14 protein-coding genes are annotated in these 16,222 nt (G+C 64.6%); 12 read left to right on the forward strand and 2 right to left on the reverse strand.

What is annotated here, in order from left to right; translation table 11 throughout:
* Window positions 1–15: 15 nt before the first annotated feature.
* Window positions 16–231: a hypothetical protein gene (locus AC3WUF_RS20420; RefSeq protein WP_492429138.1), complete on the forward strand. Its 216-nt coding sequence runs from the start codon at window positions 16–18 to the stop codon at window positions 229–231.
* 41 nt (window positions 232–272) lie between these two features.
* On the opposite strand, the gene AC3WUF_RS20425 is transcribed toward AC3WUF_RS20420, so the two are convergent.
* The gene (locus AC3WUF_RS20425; RefSeq protein WP_492429140.1) at window positions 273–782 is read right to left on the reverse strand and encodes a gluconokinase; all 510 of its coding nucleotides are present in this window, start codon (window positions 780–782) and stop codon (window positions 273–275) included.
* 201 nt (window positions 783–983) lie between these two features.
* Between AC3WUF_RS20425 and AC3WUF_RS20430 the strand changes: the two genes are divergently transcribed.
* The 3 genes from AC3WUF_RS20430 to AC3WUF_RS20440 are packed head-to-tail and all read left to right on the forward strand — an operon-like array spanning window position 984 to window position 3,714.
* Window positions 984–2,135: an SPFH domain-containing protein gene (locus AC3WUF_RS20430; RefSeq protein ID WP_492429142.1), complete on the forward strand. Its 1,152-nt coding sequence runs from the start codon at window positions 984–986 to the stop codon at window positions 2,133–2,135.
* A gap of 20 nt (window positions 2,136–2,155) precedes the next feature.
* Window positions 2,156–3,457: a TFIIB-type zinc ribbon-containing protein gene (locus AC3WUF_RS20435; RefSeq protein ID WP_492429144.1), complete on the forward strand. Its 1,302-nt coding sequence runs from the start codon at window positions 2,156–2,158 to the stop codon at window positions 3,455–3,457.
* Window positions 3,454–3,714, forward strand: coding sequence for a hypothetical protein (locus AC3WUF_RS20440; protein WP_492429146.1), 261 nt, complete (start codon window positions 3,454–3,456; stop codon window positions 3,712–3,714). Before AC3WUF_RS20435 ends, AC3WUF_RS20440 begins: the two co-directional genes overlap by 4 nt.
* 33 nt (window positions 3,715–3,747) lie before the next feature.
* Here the strand turns inward: AC3WUF_RS20440 and AC3WUF_RS20445 are convergent, their stop codons facing one another.
* Window positions 3,748–4,422 carry a TetR/AcrR family transcriptional regulator gene (locus tag AC3WUF_RS20445; protein WP_492429148.1) on the reverse strand — a complete coding sequence of 225 codons (675 nt, stop codon included), beginning with the start codon at window positions 4,420–4,422 and terminating at the stop codon, window positions 3,748–3,750.
* Window positions 4,423–4,569: 147 nt separating this feature from the next.
* Here AC3WUF_RS20445 and AC3WUF_RS20450 point away from each other — a divergent pair, with 147 nt between their 5' ends.
* The 8 genes from AC3WUF_RS20450 to AC3WUF_RS20485 all read left to right on the forward strand — a co-directional run bounded on the left by AC3WUF_RS20450 (window position 4,570) and on the right by AC3WUF_RS20485 (window position 16,197).
* Entirely contained in the window at window positions 4,570–5,445 is an 876-nt protein-coding gene (locus AC3WUF_RS20450) for an alpha/beta fold hydrolase (protein WP_492429150.1), read from the forward strand.
* Complete coding sequence (locus AC3WUF_RS20455; protein WP_492429152.1) at window positions 5,442–7,787, forward strand: TonB-dependent receptor; 2,346 nt, start codon at window positions 5,442–5,444, stop codon at window positions 7,785–7,787. The genes AC3WUF_RS20450 and AC3WUF_RS20455 overlap by 4 nt, the downstream gene beginning before the upstream one ends.
* A gap of 10 nt (window positions 7,788–7,797) precedes the next feature.
* On the forward strand, window positions 7,798–9,036 hold the full coding sequence (locus tag AC3WUF_RS20460; protein ID WP_492429154.1) for a metal-dependent hydrolase family protein: 1,239 nt from the start codon (window positions 7,798–7,800) through the stop codon (window positions 9,034–9,036).
* Between the two features lie 201 nt (window positions 9,037–9,237).
* Window positions 9,238–9,570: a hypothetical protein gene (locus AC3WUF_RS20465; protein ID WP_492429156.1), complete on the forward strand. Its 333-nt coding sequence runs from the start codon at window positions 9,238–9,240 to the stop codon at window positions 9,568–9,570.
* A 238-nt stretch (window positions 9,571–9,808) separates the two neighbouring features.
* Window positions 9,809–10,492 carry a TetR/AcrR family transcriptional regulator gene (locus AC3WUF_RS20470; RefSeq protein WP_492429158.1) on the forward strand — a complete coding sequence of 228 codons (684 nt, stop codon included), beginning with the start codon at window positions 9,809–9,811 and terminating at the stop codon, window positions 10,490–10,492.
* Complete coding sequence (locus AC3WUF_RS20475) at window positions 10,489–12,852, forward strand: TonB-dependent receptor (protein WP_492429160.1); 2,364 nt, start codon at window positions 10,489–10,491, stop codon at window positions 12,850–12,852. Before AC3WUF_RS20470 ends, AC3WUF_RS20475 begins: the two co-directional genes overlap by 4 nt.
* A gap of 32 nt (window positions 12,853–12,884) precedes the next feature.
* Window positions 12,885–15,302, forward strand: a complete 2,418-nt coding sequence (locus tag AC3WUF_RS20480) for a S9 family peptidase (RefSeq protein WP_492429162.1) — start codon at window positions 12,885–12,887, stop codon at window positions 15,300–15,302.
* A gap of 4 nt (window positions 15,303–15,306) precedes the next feature.
* Window positions 15,307–16,197: an alpha/beta hydrolase gene (locus AC3WUF_RS20485; RefSeq protein WP_492429164.1), complete on the forward strand. Its 891-nt coding sequence runs from the start codon at window positions 15,307–15,309 to the stop codon at window positions 16,195–16,197.
* Window positions 16,198–16,222 lie beyond the last annotated feature (25 nt).

Here is a 16,222-nt window from a genome sequence, read left to right on the forward strand (position 1 = left end):
ATCAGGGACAGGGCAATGAAGACCACCATTTCCGGCCGGCGCCAGCTGCGCTTGCTGTTGGCCGTCTGCTTGTTCGGCGGGCTGTCCGCCTGCGGCGGTGGCGGCGGCAGTTCAGCCGATGCGACGCTGAAGATCGGCACGCCGTTGGCTGAGGCTGTGGACGCCAACGGCCAACCGTCGACGCTGGATGCGCAGGGCGTCGTGCAGCCAACGATCACGCTGAAGCACTAGCGGCGCGCACGCCCGTGTCGACGCCAGGGAGCAGCCACTCGTCAGATGCGCGCTTCCGCCAGCATCGTCTCTGCGATCCTGACCAAGCGGTCTAACGGCTGGGACGCCGGCAAAGTCGCGCTCCACTCGTCGTCCTGAGGCGGTTCCAGTGTTGCTATCTGACTATCCAGCAGCGAGGCAGGCATGTAGTGGCTGTGCCGCTGCGTCATTCGCCGTCGGATCAGTTCATGGTCCGTCGAAAGATAAAGAAACAGAATGGGTTGCCCTACCACTTCTCGCAGCTTGTCGCGGTAGACGCGGCGTAACGCGGAACACGTTCCGATCGCCTCACCGGTGGAATGCGCGGCATCTCTCAGCTCACCGCCGACAATACCTAGCCATGGCCAACGGTCTTGATCGGTCAGCGCGATTCCTGCGGCCATACGCGCACGGTTCTCGTCCGAGTGAAGGTCATCCGCCTCAACGAAAGGCACTCCGCGCTTCTCCGACAGCGCGCGGGCCAAGGTCGATTTGCCGACGCCGGACACGCCCATAACGATCGCGATCGTCAAAAAACTCCTACCATGAACTCGAAGGGCTTCAGATACTTTAAGTCAAACGGGAGCATGCCCCGGCGCACACCGACAGGAGGCGGCGAGCGCGCGATCGAGCTGCCAACCCAGTGGCGATACTCGCTGGTTTGCTGTCCCGGGAATGTATAGTTTTTCGCGCAAGGAGGGTACGCTGTCCGCCACGAATCAGGGAGTGATCTCATGGGGCTCGTTCAAGCAGCGGTGGGTTCGATCGGCGGTGCGCTGGCTGACCAGTGGAAGGACTTCTACACGGTTCCGGACGGCCTGCCGGCGACGGCGGCACTGTTCGCCGCGGTGCCGCGCGGCAGCAATGCCGGACGGGGTTCGAATACAAAGGGCTCTTCGAACGTCATCAGCAATGGCTCGAAGATCGTCGTTCCCGAAGGCTACGGTCTGCTGCTGTTCCAGGATGGCGCCGCTACAGGCTTTGCTGCCGAGCCGGGTGCTTATGAATGGCGATCGGACGATCTCAATTCGAAGTCGATCTTCGCCGGCGACAACCTCGTCGACTCGCTGATCAAGCAGAGCTGGGAGCGATTCAAGTTCGGTGGCCAACCGGGTTCGCAGCAGGCCGCGTTCTTCGTCTCGCTGAAGGAACTGCCGGATAACCGCTTCGGAACGCAATCCGAAATCTACTGGGACGACGGATTCCTCGGCACGCAGGTCGGTGCGGTGACGCGCGGCTCGTACACGTTGAAGATCGTCGATCCGATCCTGTTCGTGAAGAACTTCGTGCCGGCGAGTTACCTGCAGCCCGGCCAGGTCTTCGACTTCAGCGACATGGACAACGCGGCCGCCAGCCAGCTGTTCAATGAAGTGGTGGGTTCGCTCGCGCCGGCGTTCAGCCTGTACACGAACGACCCGGGCAAGAACAATCGCATCACCAAGCTGCAGCAGGACTCCGTCGGTTTTGCCAGGAGCCTGTCTGCTGCGGTGGAGAGCGGCTATCAATGGAAGTCGGATCGCGGTCTGGTCATCGCCAAGACCGCGATCGTCTCGATCGAATACGACGCGAACACCAAGGAACTGCTCAAGACCGTGCAGCGCGCCGACGCTCTGTCCGGTGCGCGCGGTAATTCGAATCTGCAGGCGAGCGTCGCGGCGGGCCTGCAGTCGGCCGGCGAGAAGGGCGGTGCGGGTGGCCTGGTGGGTGTCGGCATGGCAGCCGGCATGGTCGGCGGCCTCGGCAACCTGCAGCAACCCGCTGCGCCGGCGGCACCGGCAGCCGATGACCCGATCGCCAAGTTGAAGAAGGCCAAGGAGATGCTCGATCTCGGCTTGATCACGCAGGCCGATTACGACGCGGCCAAGTCCAAGGCCCTGGGTCTGTAAGCCGCGGACGGCGCAACCCGATGTCCAACGCCAACACACCGCCGGGCCCTTCTGGCCCTGGGTCGCCGCAGGACGTGCCGCCACTGCCCGGCAGTTTTCCGATCGACCCGGGCACGTTGCCCAAACCCATCCGCGACGAGGTGCTGGCACCGGACCCGGTCGCCATCGACACGTCCGCTGCCGAACTCAAGGACGGGCTCAACCGCTGTCCGAAATGCGGTGCGACCGACATCCGCCACAAGGCGGGTAGCGATCTGCTGGTCTGCGTGTACTGCCGCCACCAGTGGCAAGGTGCGCGAGTCGAGGAGGAATTCGGGCTCGGCGCCGGTCTGGACGATCTCACCGGCACGATCATCGCGTCCGGCGCGGTGGACATCGACGACGATGCCAAGAGCCTGATGACCTTCAAGTGCAGCGGCTGCGGCGCCGAGGTGACGGTCAATACCGAAAGCCAGATGACGGCGCGCTGCCATTGGTGCCGCCATGTCTTTGGCGTCAACGAGCAGGTGGCCAACGGCGCGGTGCCGGACGCGGTGCTGCCGTTTCACATCAAGAAGGACGACGCGGTGGCGCGCATCCGCCAGTTCGTCGGCAAGCGTCGGATGTTCGCGCTGAAGGCATTCAAGGAACAGTTCACGCCCGAGAACGTGATCGCCGTCTACCTGCCGTACATGATCATCGACGGCAGGGCGAGCGCCGACATCTCGGGCGAGGGCGAAATCCAAACGGCGTGCTACACGCGCGGTACCGGCGACAAGAAGGAAACCTACTACGATGCCGACGTGTACCAGGTAGACCGGCATGTCGATTTCACCGTGGACGACCTGCCGCTCGAATCCTCCGGCATGCGCGGCAACCTGGACATCAAGACCAACACCAACAACATCATCAACACGATCCTGCCGTTCGACACCAAGAACGCGGTGAAGTGGAATGCGTCCTATCTGAACGGCGTGACGTCGGAGAAGCGCGATCGCGACGTCGAGGAACTGCGGCCGCGCCTCGAAGACCAGTTGCTGTCCATCGCGCGCGCGCAGGTCGCATCATCGGTGCGCAAATACGATCGTGGCGTGCGCTGGGAGCAGGAACGCCTCGACGTGCACGGCACGCGCTGGGTGTCGATGTACCTGCCGGTCTGGCTCTACTCGTACCACCAGCCGGGCGGCAAGAATGGCATGTTGCACTACATCGCGGTGAACGGCCGCACCGGTGAAACCATGGGCAGCGTGCCGGTGCAGCAGTGGAAACTGCTGCTGGCCGCGCTCACGGTGGGCACCTTCGTCGAGGGCATCGCACTGTGGATCTTGGGGACGGGGATATGAGCGAAGGCGACGGCATCTGGCTGCTCCTCCTCGTTGGCCCCGCCAGCGCCATCGGCCTTTACTGGGCCCTGTATCGGTACTACCGCAACACCGACAAATCCCACGCGTTCGAACGCGAGACCGTCGTCGAAGCCGATCCGGTCACCGGCACGGACGCGAAAATCGGTGATGTGACCGGCACGCAGCGGACGCAAATCTCCGGGGACAATGTGCACGCGTATCGGACACGTGTGAAGCGCGTTGGCCGCGCTGCCTGACCAGACCGGTAAGTGCTGGCGTCGGCAATCGGCCTATTTCCGCCTTACTGTTCGCGATTTTCTTGTGCGAGGCTCCGCCAGCTGGGAAAGCAACCATTCCAGCGAGCGCGCAAAACTCAAGGCCGGGTCCTCGTTGAACTTAGGCAGGACCGCAGCCAGATGCGGAAACTTGCCGGAGGCGCTGAACTTCTCGGCTGTCTTGTGGCGATGCTCGCCGCTCGGGCTGGCCTGAATCGAGCAGGCGCCGCTGTAGGCGTAGTGAAACACCATGCGCCAGAGGTGCAAGGCTTCTTCTTCAGTGAAGCCGGCCTTCACCAAGGTTTCCGCTGCCGCTTCCGCGAACGGCAGGATCGCCCAGGCGGTTTGATCCCAGGAGCGCAAGGCCAGTACCGCGGGATTCCTGCGCATGAAATCGATCAGCTGCAGGAACGCCTCCTTCAACCACGCACGCCAGTGCTTCGAGTCGATCGGTAGCGGCTGAAAACTCGCGACCGCCTGTTCGCCAACCGCAGCGATCAGCGATTCGCGCGACGAGAAGTGGCGATGCACCGCGGCGCGGCGCACGTCGAGTTCGTCGGCGACGCGCTGCATCGTCAGCTCGCCCATCGGCAGCTTCTGCGCTTCCGCAAGAATCAATGCGCGCGTGATGCGCGGCGGGCGTCCGCGGCGGATTTTCGTGGGCGCTTGGGTCGCTGGGGGCTTAGGCACGCGGCACGCTCCGGGCTCGGTTTTTCATTTTGTGGCAGCTGTATGTTATATATTTAATGGCGGGCGCAACAAATTAGCCGTTTGCAAGCTTTAGCGTACCGGAACGTGTCGGGAACACGTGGGTGATCTCTCCCTGGGGGCTTCATTATGAACACGAGCGAATCGCTGTCGGCAGTCAGCTTGAAGGACGGTCGCAAGCTGGCGTTTGCGGAGGTCGGCGACAAGCAGGGCAAGCCGGTGCTGCTGCTGACCGGCACCGGCACCGGGCGCTCGCAGGCGTACTGGTTCGACGCCGCGGCGCGCAAGGCGGGTGTGCGCCTGATCGTCACCGATCGCCCCGGCTATGGCCATTCCGATCCCGATCCGAATCTGACATTCCTCAAGCACGTGGACGATGTCCGTGAACTGCTCGACCATCTGGGCCTCGCGCGCGTCGCGGTCGCCGGCATGTCCGGCGGCGGCGGTTACGCAATGGCCTGCGGTTACCGGCTGCCCGAGCGCATCGAGCGGGTGGTGATGGTCTGCGGCATGATCCCGGCGCCGCCGGAGGTCTACAAGAAGATGTCCGGCATGGTGCGCTCGATCTTCTGGCTCACGCGCCACATGCCGCGTCTGGCGACAGCGCTGCTGAATCGCATGCAGGGCGGCAGCGTCGATCCCAACGGCAAGGCGCTGCAACGCAAGCTCAAGCAGCTGCCGCCGGCGGACCGCCGCGTTCTGGAGCGCAGCGAGATGCGCGAGCTGTGCTACGGCGCGCCGGCGCAGGACGCGCTGCGTCAGGGTATGGCCATCTTCGTTGATGAGATGGCGCTTTACGGAAAGCCGCTGGGCTTCGAGCTGGCCGAGGTTCGAGTGCCGGTGCGGGTGTGGCACGGCCTGCTGGATGTGAACGTCGTGATCGATATCGCGCGCTACGTCGCGGCGAGTGTGCCGGGCGCGCGGCTGACGATCGAGCCCGAGGCCGCGCATCTGTTCGGCTTCGGCGATCCCGACGGCCTGATGCAGCAGGCGATCGGGCCGTGAGCGCGCTCAAGCGTTTCGCGTTCTGTGGCGCGATGGCGCTGTCCGCGGTCGCGCTCCCCGCGGTTGCGCAGTCCGTCGACAATCCTGCTGCGCAGGAAAACGCACTCGACGATCAGGCTGCCACGCCGCCCGTCACGGAATCATCGGAACTGGCGGTCGAAACGATTCCGGTGCAGCCGATCACCGAGCCATCCAGCGAGCCGCCCTCCGGCTCTGCTGAGGAAACGCCGGGAACCCAACGCCTCGAAGACGTCATCGTCACGTCCACCAAGCGCCAGAAGTCCTCCCGCGAGATTCCGGTCAGCATCACGGCGCTGCGCGGCGAAGAGCTGGAGAAGATCGGCGCGCGCGACATCCGCGACTACATGATGAAAGCGCCCGGCATGACGATGGACGACAGCGAGACCGGCGATGCGCTGGGACGCCGCATGACCATTCGCGGCGTCAGCGGCGGCGCGGGCCTGGGCAATCAGACCGTCGGCCAGTTCATCGGCGATGCGCCGATGGGAGACCCGTACTCCAACTACGGCACGCCGGACCTCGATCCCTTCGATCTGAACACCGTGGAGATTCTCCGCGGCCCGCAAGGCACCACCTTCGGTGCCTCGGCGCTCAATGGCGCCGTGCGCTACGTGCCCAACGAACCCGTGCTCGGCGAATGGAGCGGCCGCGGATTCGTCGACTACACCGGCCTGCGTCATACCGGCAGCCTCGATCATCCGGGCGGAACGGGGATGTCGTATGGCATCGCCGTCAATGCGCCGATCGGCTACAGCGCGGCCTTGCGTGCCTCCGGCGTCTTCCAGAATGTCCCCGGTGTCTACGACAACCTGCAGCGCGACGACGACAATGCGAACTCCGCGGAGAAGTGGAGCGGCCGCGCCGCGCTGCGCTGGGAGCCGCTGGAAAAGCTGAGCGTCAATCTGCTCTACCTCAAGCAGCGCTCACAGATGGACGATGTGCTGGTCGCCGACAATGACGACGGCAATCTCGAAAACAACAACAAGCCGGGTCCGAGTTATGTCGACTTCAGCTTCAGCCTGGCGAACGCCGATCTGCGCTACGAGTTCGACGACTGGGGCACGCTGGTCTACCAGTTCACCCAGCAGTGGAAGCCGTCGCGCGGCAAGGTCGACGCCGGCATCCAGGCCACCGGCTCGCTGGGCATCGAATCCATCGCGTCGAGGTTCGACCTCGACACCTCGGGCACGGTGCATGAACTGCGCCTGGTCTCGCCGGAAGGCGAACGCTGGGACTGGATCGTCGGCCTGTTCGGCCGCGACTACGAAGGCCGCCTCAATACCTCGCTCGACACGCCGATCCTGCAAGGCGTTCAACGCGGCAAGGTCGATCCGCTGACCGCCGAGGAATACGCGGTCTACGGCGAACTGACGCGGCGCTTCGGCTCGCACTGGGAAGCGACGCTGGGCCTGCGCCAGTACGAGACGAAGATCGAAGGCTCGTTCGAATCCCGCTCGGTCGGCATTCCGGTGTTCGACAGCGATTTCTCGCAGAAGGAAGACGGTCTGAATCCGAAGTTCTCGCTGGCCTACAAGGCGAGCGACAGCTTCATGACCTACTTCACGATCGCGCGCGGCTTCCAGTTTGGCGGCATCAACACGCCGCTGGTCATTCCGGGCTTGAGCAACTATCAGAATCCGGTGACCGGAACGCCGGTACCGCTCGCCTTTTCCTCCAGCGTGCTGTGGAGCCGCGAGATCGGTGTGCGCACCGACTGGCTGGACCGAACGCTGCGTGTCGATGTCGCCTTCTTCGACATCAGCTGGTCGAAGGCGCAGCTCTCGCAGAACGCCGGCGGCGCCGCAAGCAATCAGTACATCGACAACGTCGGTGAAGTCAGCAGCCGGGGAGTCGAGGGTTCGCTGACCTGGCTGACGCCGCTGCCCGGCCTGTCACTGAACCTGCTCGCGTCCTACATCCGCGCCGTCACGACCAGCGATTACGAGAACGGTCAGGACACCGTCGGCAAGGGCGCCGAGATGCCGGCGTCGCCGCCGGTGCAGACCTCCGCGACGCTGTCCTACATCACGTACTTCGGACCCTGGATCGCCGGCGCCGCGGTCTCGCACGCGTACTGGAGCCGCGCCTACAGCGACCTGCAGCACAGCTACGATCTCTATGACTTCAAGACGCTGGACCTCAGCGCCAACGTCTCGCGTCCCGACTGGATCGGCAGACCCGCGCTGAGCTTCGGTGTCAGCAATCTCACGGACGAGCGTGGCGTCGTCGGACGCAACGCCGTCGGCGCGCTGTCCGGCGACACCTGGACCTACAACAGGCCGCGCGCCTTGAGCCTGCGCCTGACCGCTGAATTCGACTAGGAAACACATCGTGACCCTCTACCTGCTCAAGAACGCCGCGGTCTTCGATGGCAGCAGTGCCGACCTGACCGAGGACGATGTGCTGATCGAGGACGGCCGCATCAAGGACATCGGTCCGCGGCTGTCGTCGGGAACGGCCGTGCAGATCGATCTCGCCGGGCAGACGCTGATGCCGGGCATCATCGACGCCCACGTGCACGTCTATGCCTCGGAGCTGAACCTGACGAGCAACATGCGCCGGCCCTGGACGTATCTGGCGCAGTACGCGCACGGCTTTCTCGGCAACATGCTCAGCTACGGCGTTACCTCGATCCGCGATGTCGGCGGTGGCGACTACGGACTGGCGCAGGCGCTCGCCAACGGCCTGGTCAAGGGGCCGCGGCTGTTCTACGGCGGCCGTCTGCTGTCGACCACCGGCGGCCACGCCGACTGGCGGCCTGGGCAGGAGGACGACCACGATCATCATCTCTGCAACTGCGGTGCCATCGACCAGAAGCTGGCGGTGCTCGCCGACGGCCCGGACGCGGTGCTGCGCGCAGTGAGAGATGAACTGCGCCGCGGCGCCGACCACATCAAGATTCTCGCTTCGGGCGGCGTCGCCTCGCCCAATGATCCGGTCGATAACCTTCAGTTCACCGATGACGAGACCCGCACCATCGTCGATGAGGTGACACGCCATGGGCGTTATGTCGCGGCGCACTGTCATCCGGCCGCAGCCATCGAACGCAGCGTGCGCCTGGGCGTGCGCACCATCGAGCACGGCACGCTGATCGATGACGCCACCGCGCGCTTCGTCGCTGAGCAGGGGGCTTATATCGTGCCGACCATGGCGGTGATCTTTGCGTTCTATGAAGATGGCGCGAAGCATGGCCTGCCGCCGGCAAGCGTGCGCAAGGTCGGTCAAGTGGTTGAGCACGCGCAAAGCGGTATGGAGCGCATGAAGAAGGCCGGCTGCAAAATCGGATTCGGCTCCGATCTGCTGGGGCCGCAGCACACCCGCCACGGCACCGAGTTCAGCCTGCGCAAGGACGTCTTCACGCCGCTGGAAATTCTCCGGCAGGCAACCTCGATGAATGCCGAAATTCTGAAGCGCAGCGGTGAAATTGGCTGCGTCAAAGTGGGCGCGCGGGCTGATCTGATTGCCGTCCGCGGCAACCCGCTGGAAGACATCGAACTGCTGGCCGCGCAGGGTCGCAAGCTCTCCCTGATCATGCGTGACGGTGTCGCGTACAAGAACGAGAACGACTGATGGGCCTGTTCGAGGCGTGAACGCAGCCCTGGGCGTGGAGTCGTCCTCGCCTCCAAGGCTGCCGCCGATCATATAAGGCGAGACGTCTGTTGCGTCCAACGGGATGCGGTCGACTATAGTTCTGAAGATCCGAATGCCCATGGGGCACTAGGCTTTTTCACCAGAACCCGCAGAAGCGCTTCATCGCGCATTTCGTTATCTATGAATGAACAAAGTCCATCCGACAGCAATTCGCGAAGAGCAGAAGTCTTCGGTTTGCTTTCAGTCTCGGGAACACTTGCAGGCTTGTGCATCACCGTCGCAGCCTTCATGAATTCAACGGGGAAGGCGCGTGGCCCGGAGACCATTGCCGACGATGTGTTCGCAGCCTGCTCGGCGGCATTTCTTCTCTGTATCTATCTGATCTTCGGTGCACTCAAAACCCGAAATGCCGGATTCTCCACGGCGCTCATTCGTGCCGCGGATCTTTTATTCCTGCTGGCGCTGACAACGATGACCACGGCAGCGTTCCTGATGGTTTACACCATCCTCTAGAGACCGCCCACGTGACCGGCCCTGATCCCGCATAGATGCCGGACGTCCCCCTTAAGAGGGGCGGTCGAGCAGATCGACAGGCGTAGGCGGTGAAGGCTTCACGGCGCTGATCGCTGGAGTGATGTAGGGGATATTCCCGGGTTTGACAAGAATCAAAACATTCATCACTGTATGGTTGTTTTCGGTCAGCGACCAAAAACTACCTAAGATCACTCGGGGCATTCGAATGAGAGCAGTGGTGAAAGCTGCGCCAGGGCGTCCGTCAACGTTCAATCGGGACGACATCGTCGAGTGCGCGCTGGCGTTGCTGGACCGGGGCGGCGTCAAGGCCCTGAGCCTGCGCGGAGTGGCGCGCGAGCTGGGCTGCGTGCTCGGCACGATCAACTATCACTTTGACAATCTGGCCGACCTTGAGGACGCCGTCACCGCGCATCTGCTCAAGCGGATGCCGGTGCTGGACGCCGCACGTCCGGAGCCTCTGCGCGAGCAGTTGCTGGAGCTTGCGCTGGCGCAGATCGAAGCGCACAGCACCCATCCTTACCTGCGTCATGTCGCCGGTCCGGTCAGCATCGAGATCGCGGCGCGCCAGCTGCGGCAGAACTGGGGCACTCTGCAGGCGCTGGGCCTGCCAGAGCATCTGGCCATGCTCTGCATGGAAGTGCTTTCCGGCCTCGCGCACAACCGCGGTACGGAAATCTATCGCCTGCGCAACGGCGGCGAACAGGCCCTGCGACTGCATCGGGAATTCCTCAGAAAGCTCGACAAGGCACCGCCGGCCGAGCTGACCATGACCGGCCTCAGCGTCGAAAGCCTGGAGCCGTTCCACCGCGCGATGATCAGCAATGCGATCGACACTTTCCTGCGCGGTGCCGGGACTGGCGTCCCCGCCAAGACGCGTGCCGCCGTGCGGAGGGCGCCATGAAACTCTTGTCACTGATGTCGCGTGGCCTCGGCCGCGCGTTGATACCCGCGCTGATGGCGGGCACTGCTTTCGCGCAGGAGCCGGCGGTCGAAGCGCCCGGCGTCCAGGAGGCCGCCGAGTCGGTTGCCCAGGATCTGCCCAATGTCGAGGTCGTGCCGCTGCGCGCCGAGGCGTCTGCATCGGAGATCACTGAAGCGGCGGAGCCGGCGCAGCTTGAAGAGATCGTCGTCACCGCGACCAAACGTGCCGCACCGGTGCGCAGCATTCCCGCGACGATCAATGTGCTGTCCGGCGAGAACCTCGAGCGCGAGGGGGTGCAGAGCATCGACCAGATCGTCACGCTGGTGCCGGGCGTCAATCTGACCGACGAGGGCTCCGGCGGTCAGGCCAAGCGCATCACGATCCGCGGCATCTCGACTGGCCTGGGCGTGAACCCGACCGCCGGTACGCTGTTCGGCGACATTCCGTTCTCGGATCCGTTTGCACCGAAAGTCCAGCTCGACCCGAACCCCTTCGACATGGCGACGGTCGAGGTGCTCAAGGGGCCGCAGGGCACGCTGTTCGGCGGCACCGGCCTCAACGGTCTGATCCGCTACGTTCCCGAGGCGGCTAGCGTCGATGCGTTCCAGCTGAAGTACTTCGGACAGTTCAACGCATATCCCGGCAATGGCGGTGATGGCTGGAGCTACGGTGCCGCGGTCAACGTGCCGTTCGCCGATCACACGGCGGCGGTGCGCATCATGGGCTTCCAGCGCGAATCGCCCGGGTACACGGACGATCTCTACAACGACAAGAAAGACGTCAACACGCTGGAACAGAACGGCGCGCGCGGCATGCTGACCTGGCTGCCGGCGGATCGCTGGAAAGTGTCGCTGGCGGTAGCGACCCAGCACACGACCGAGGACGACATCGCGTTCACCGACAACTACGACGGCCAGCTGTCGCGCGACAACAGTCCGCGTCCGAGTCCCGTCGAGTACAGCTACACGCTGGGAAGCCTCGGCATCGAGCGCAGCTTCGGCTGGGGTGACCTGATCCTGCAGAGCTCCTATTTCGAAAAGCAGTTCGATGCCTTCATCGAAGCCTCGCGTGCCTTGGGCGGTCTGTTGCCGCTGCTGGCGGGCGTCAACACGAACCGCAGCGACGGGATGACGCAGGAGCTGCGTGCGGTGTCGGCACCCGGCGACTCGCCGTGGCGTTGGCTCGCCGGCGCTTTTCTCTACCAGACCGATCTCTACGATTGCTCCAACATCGGTGCCGCGACCGGTCTGCCGAGCCTGCCGATCCAGATTCCCGGTTTCCTCGAGGGGCTGTTGCCGAATCCCTGTCCGGAGAATGTCGGCAGGCTGCAGGGCACGCTCAACATCGCGAACCTGATCGGCGAGGTGCAGCTGGAAGAGCGGGCGCTGTTCGGCGAGGTCACGCGCGAACTCGGTGAACATTGGGAAGCGACACTCGGCGCGCGCGCCTATGAGATCGAGTCCGATGGTGCGATCACGACCGCGGGCGTGATCTATTCGTCGCAGAACAACTTCATGGAGACGACGCGCTATCGCTCCGTGGGCGAGAACGGCATCAGTCCGAAGGCGTCCATCGTGTTCGCGCCGACCGACGAAGTGCGCACCTACTTCACGGTGTCGCGCGGCTTCCGCTTCGGCGGTCCGCAGCTCGCCGCATCGACTCCGACCTCCGACGTGCCGGAGGTCTACAAGTCCGATTCCCTGTGGAACTATGAACTGGGCCTGCGCACCGATTGGTTCGATCGCTCTCTGCGCATCGACGTCTCGGCGTACCACATCGACTGGACCAATCCGCAGGTCTTCCAGCTCGACCGCGTCGCGACCCTGAACTTCATCGACAACGTCGGCGGCGCCGACGGCAACGGCGTGGAGCTGTCCCTGCGCTATCTGCCGCCGTTCATGCCCGGCGTCTCGCTCGACACCGCAGTGGCCTGGAACCGCACGGTGACGACCGAACCCTTCGAGTCGGTCGAGGGCGGCACGGTGCCGACCGGCTCGCCGTGGCCGTTGTCGCCACGCTGGCAGACCGCGACGACGCTGGCCTACATCCAGCCGGTCCGCGATTGGCAGGTCGGTGCGTCGCTGCGTCATCTGTATCTGGGCCAGGCCTGCAACACGATCGAGTGCACTGCCGAGGTCTTCGGCTATCACACGCTCGACCTCAACCTGTTCGCCAGCGCGGTCGGCGAGAGCTACTGGCCGCAGCTGAGCCTGTCGCTGAACAATCTGACGGACGAGCGCGGCTACAGCAGCATCACGACCAATCCGCAGCCCGCGGGCGATACCGTCACGTATGTGGCGCCGCGCGCCGTCGTGCTGCGCCTCAGCGGCAGCTTCTAGATCGGCAAGCGTCACACCGGAAACCAACGAACATGAATGCACCTGCAACAACTACCGTCCTCGGCGCGGACGACTACGCCGCCGCCGGCCAGCTGGTCGAGGCGAATCTGCCGAAGCTGATTCTCAACGCGGACATCACGCCGAACTGGCTGGGCGAGACCGGTCGCTTCTGGTATCAGCGGCAGACCCGCGATGGCTCGCGTTTCGTCATCGTCGATGCAAAGAACGGCAGCCGCCAGGCGGCTTTCGATCACGACGCCGTTGCGGCCGCGCTCAATCAGGCGCTGATGCCTGCGAGCGCGCTGACAGCCGACAATCTCGGTCTGCAGAACGCGCAGCTGAGCGCGGACGGCCGCACGCTGAAGGCGCTGGTCAACGGCAAGTCGGTGACGGTCGACCTGCAGAATCATTCGGTCGCGACGGCGGAGGCCAAGGCGCCGAGGGCAGGGCTGCTGCGATCACCCACCGGCACGCACGGCGTGGCGCGCGATGGCGACAATCTGTTGCTGGTCGATCTGCACACCGGGCGCGAGCATCGGCTGACCGATGACGGCGCGGCATACTTCAGCTATGGGAAGATTCCGGACAGCGGTCTGCAATACATTCCGCTGAAGAAGAGCGGCGCCGTGCTGCCGCCGTTCGGCGCCTCGTTTTCTCCTGACGGCCGGTACCTGCTGTGTCCGCGGATCGACGAACGTCACGTCGCCCTGGAGCCGTTCGTCGAGCACGTGCCGACCGATGGCTCGTTCCGGCCGGTGGTCCACCAGCTGCGCCGTTCGATCGTCGGCGATCAGGCCGATTTGGAGATGGACTGGTTTGTCTTCGACATCGTCACCGGCACGCGTATCCGGCTGCAGCTGCCGATCGGACTCGCGCCGTCGATGATGCTCGGCAACGGCATCGTCGGCTGGTCGCTGCAGCGCAAGCAGCTGTTCATGCTGGCGCTGACCAAGGCCTCGGCGAGCGGCTCGCTGCTGCGCATCGATCTGCAGACCGGCGTCGTGACGACGCTGATCCACGAGCCGGCACCGGTCTCGCGCTACGAGTCGAACACCCTGCTGTACAACGTGCCGAACGTGACTGTCCTCGGCGACGGCGCCGAAGCCATCTGGTACTCGGATCGTTCCGGCCACGGGCATCTGTATCGCTACGATGCACAGAGCGGCGAACTGCTGGGCCAGATCACCGGCGGTCCCTGGATGGTCTTCGACATCCATCACATCGATGAAGCGCAGCGCACGCTGTACTTCAGCGCCGGCGGCCGCGAGGCGGGCGTCGACCCGTATTACCGCCATCTTTACCGCGTCGGTTTCGACGGCTCCAGCCTGACGCTGCTGACCGGCGGCGAGCTGCATGTCGATCATCAGTTCGAGCCGAATGCCGCACCGATGTTCAAGACGCTGTTCGGCGTGCCCGATGCGCCGGAGAAGATCAGGCCGCAGTCCGCGGTGTTCATCGACACCTGCTCGACCGTGAGCACCGCGCCGGTGACGGTGCTGCGCTCGCTGGTCGATGGCGCGCTGATCGCCGAAGTCGAACGCACGGATGTGTCCGCCCTGCTCGAAGCCGGTTACCGGCCGCCGTCGCGGCAGCTGCTCAAGGCGGCCGACGGCGAGACCGACATTGCGGTCGTGTATTACCCGCCGGCGAAGATCCTCGGCAACGCCGCGCATCCGATCATCGACGCCTGCTACGGCGGCCCGCAGGTCTACGTGGCGCCGCGCACCTACGTGGGCGCGGCGACCGCATCGAATCCGGCCAACCGCTCGGCATTGGCGCGGCTGGGCTTCGGCGTCGCGGTGATCGACGCTCGCGGCACGCCGGGCCGCGGCAACGCCTTCCGCGATCCGGGCTATCCGAAGTACATCGAGCTGGGCATCGCCGATCACATCGCAGCGATCCAGCAACTCGCCGCGCAGAAGCCCGAACTCGACCTGCGCCGCGTCGGCATCCACGGCTGGTCGTGGGGCGGCACCTTCAGCGCGCAGGCGATCCTGACGCGCGGCGACTTCTACTCGGTCTGCGTCACCGGCGCGGGCGTCTACGACTACGCCGCGCTCTATCCTGGCTTCGAGAACTTCAACGGCCTGGCGGTCTACGCGGACGGAACGAACACACCGGCGAATCCGACCGAGAAGCCGATCTCGTGGAAGCCGCTCGACGTCACCAGCATGGCCGAAGGCCTGAGCGGCAAGATGATGATCGTCTGGGGAGATGCTGACGAGAACGTGCCGCCGTCGCAGGCCTATCGTCTGGTCGAGGCGCTGATCCAGGCGAACAAGCCTTACGACGCGCTGATCCTGCCGAACAAGACACATCCAACGGCGAGCCAGGGTCTCAATCCCTATACGGCGATGCGCACCTGGAACTATTTCGTCGAACACCTGATGAAGAGCACGCCACCGGTCGCCAAGCCGTTCCAGATTGTGCCGCGCCGGGTGATGCAGTAATCCCATGCAAGACATTCCACTGATCGATCCGCCGGTCCAGACGCTGACGCTGGCGGATGGCCGCCAACTGACCTGGCAGGAGTTCGGCGCGCCCGCCGGCAGGGCGGCGCTGTACTTCCACGGCGGCGGCAGCCTCAGCCTCGAGGCCGGCATCTTTCACCGCGAAGCCGTGCAGAGAAATATCCGCCTGATCGCGACCAACCGGCCGGGTGTTGCCGGCTCCAGCCTGGCTCCCCGACGTTCCAGCGCCGCCTACGCAGACGATCTGACCGAACTGCTCGGCCACCTGAAGGTCGACAAGTTCGCCTGTTTCGGCGAATCCAACGGGGGCCTCATGACGATGGCCATCGCCGCGACGATGGCGCCGCGCGTCGTCGGTGCGGTGCCGATCAATCCCACCGTGCCCTGGTTCGATCCCGTTGCGCGCAGCGTGACCTCCGGCACTGCGGCCTGGGGCTACCGCCTGATGCGCTACTGGCCGCGGCTGATCATCGGCCTGGCGGCAGGCTCCGGCGAGCGAATCCGCAAGCAGCGATCCGCGGCCGCGCAGCATGGCGGCGGATCCCGTTCGCTCGATCTGATGGGGCCGCCGCCGGGCACCGAGGCGGATGTGGCCGAAGTCCACTATCGCTTCATCAGCCATCACAGCAAGCAGGGCCTGCTGGCCGAGCTGGCGTTCGCGACCAAGCCCTGGGGTTTCGACTACTACGCGATTCCGGTGCCGCTGGATTTCTACTGCGGCGTACAGGATTCGCAGGCGCCGTTCGCGCTTGTGCTCACGGACCGCAATCCGGACGCGCGCTTTCATTACTTCGCCTACGGGCATCACGGCTTCTCGCATCCGGATGCGCGGCGGCGGATTCTCGACACGATCGCCGGCTACTTCAAATCATAAGCGCCGGTTGCCGCGCCCACTGCAG

The organism is Fontimonas sp. FW305-C-3 (genome assembly GCF_058783185.1).

What these genes read in the sequence shown, in the direction of transcription:
- AC3WUF_RS20420 (WP_492429138.1), top strand. Translation starts at nt 16, where the DNA reads ATGAAGACCACCATTTCCGGCCGGCGCCAGCTGCGCTTGCTGTTGGCC.
- AC3WUF_RS20430 (WP_492429142.1), top strand. Translation starts at nt 984, where the DNA reads ATGGGGCTCGTTCAAGCAGCGGTGGGTTCGATCGGCGGTGCGCTGGCT.
- AC3WUF_RS20435 (WP_492429144.1), top strand. Translation starts at nt 2,156, where the DNA reads ATGTCCAACGCCAACACACCGCCGGGCCCTTCTGGCCCTGGGTCGCCG.
- AC3WUF_RS20440 (WP_492429146.1), top strand. Translation starts at nt 3,454, where the DNA reads ATGAGCGAAGGCGACGGCATCTGGCTGCTCCTCCTCGTTGGCCCCGCC.
- AC3WUF_RS20450 (WP_492429150.1), top strand. Translation starts at nt 4,570, where the DNA reads ATGAACACGAGCGAATCGCTGTCGGCAGTCAGCTTGAAGGACGGTCGC.
- AC3WUF_RS20465 (WP_492429156.1), top strand. Translation starts at nt 9,238, where the DNA reads ATGAATGAACAAAGTCCATCCGACAGCAATTCGCGAAGAGCAGAAGTC.
- AC3WUF_RS20475 (WP_492429160.1), top strand. Translation starts at nt 10,489, where the DNA reads ATGAAACTCTTGTCACTGATGTCGCGTGGCCTCGGCCGCGCGTTGATA.
- AC3WUF_RS20480 (WP_492429162.1), top strand. Translation starts at nt 12,885, where the DNA reads ATGAATGCACCTGCAACAACTACCGTCCTCGGCGCGGACGACTACGCC.
- AC3WUF_RS20485 (WP_492429164.1), top strand. Translation starts at nt 15,307, where the DNA reads ATGCAAGACATTCCACTGATCGATCCGCCGGTCCAGACGCTGACGCTG.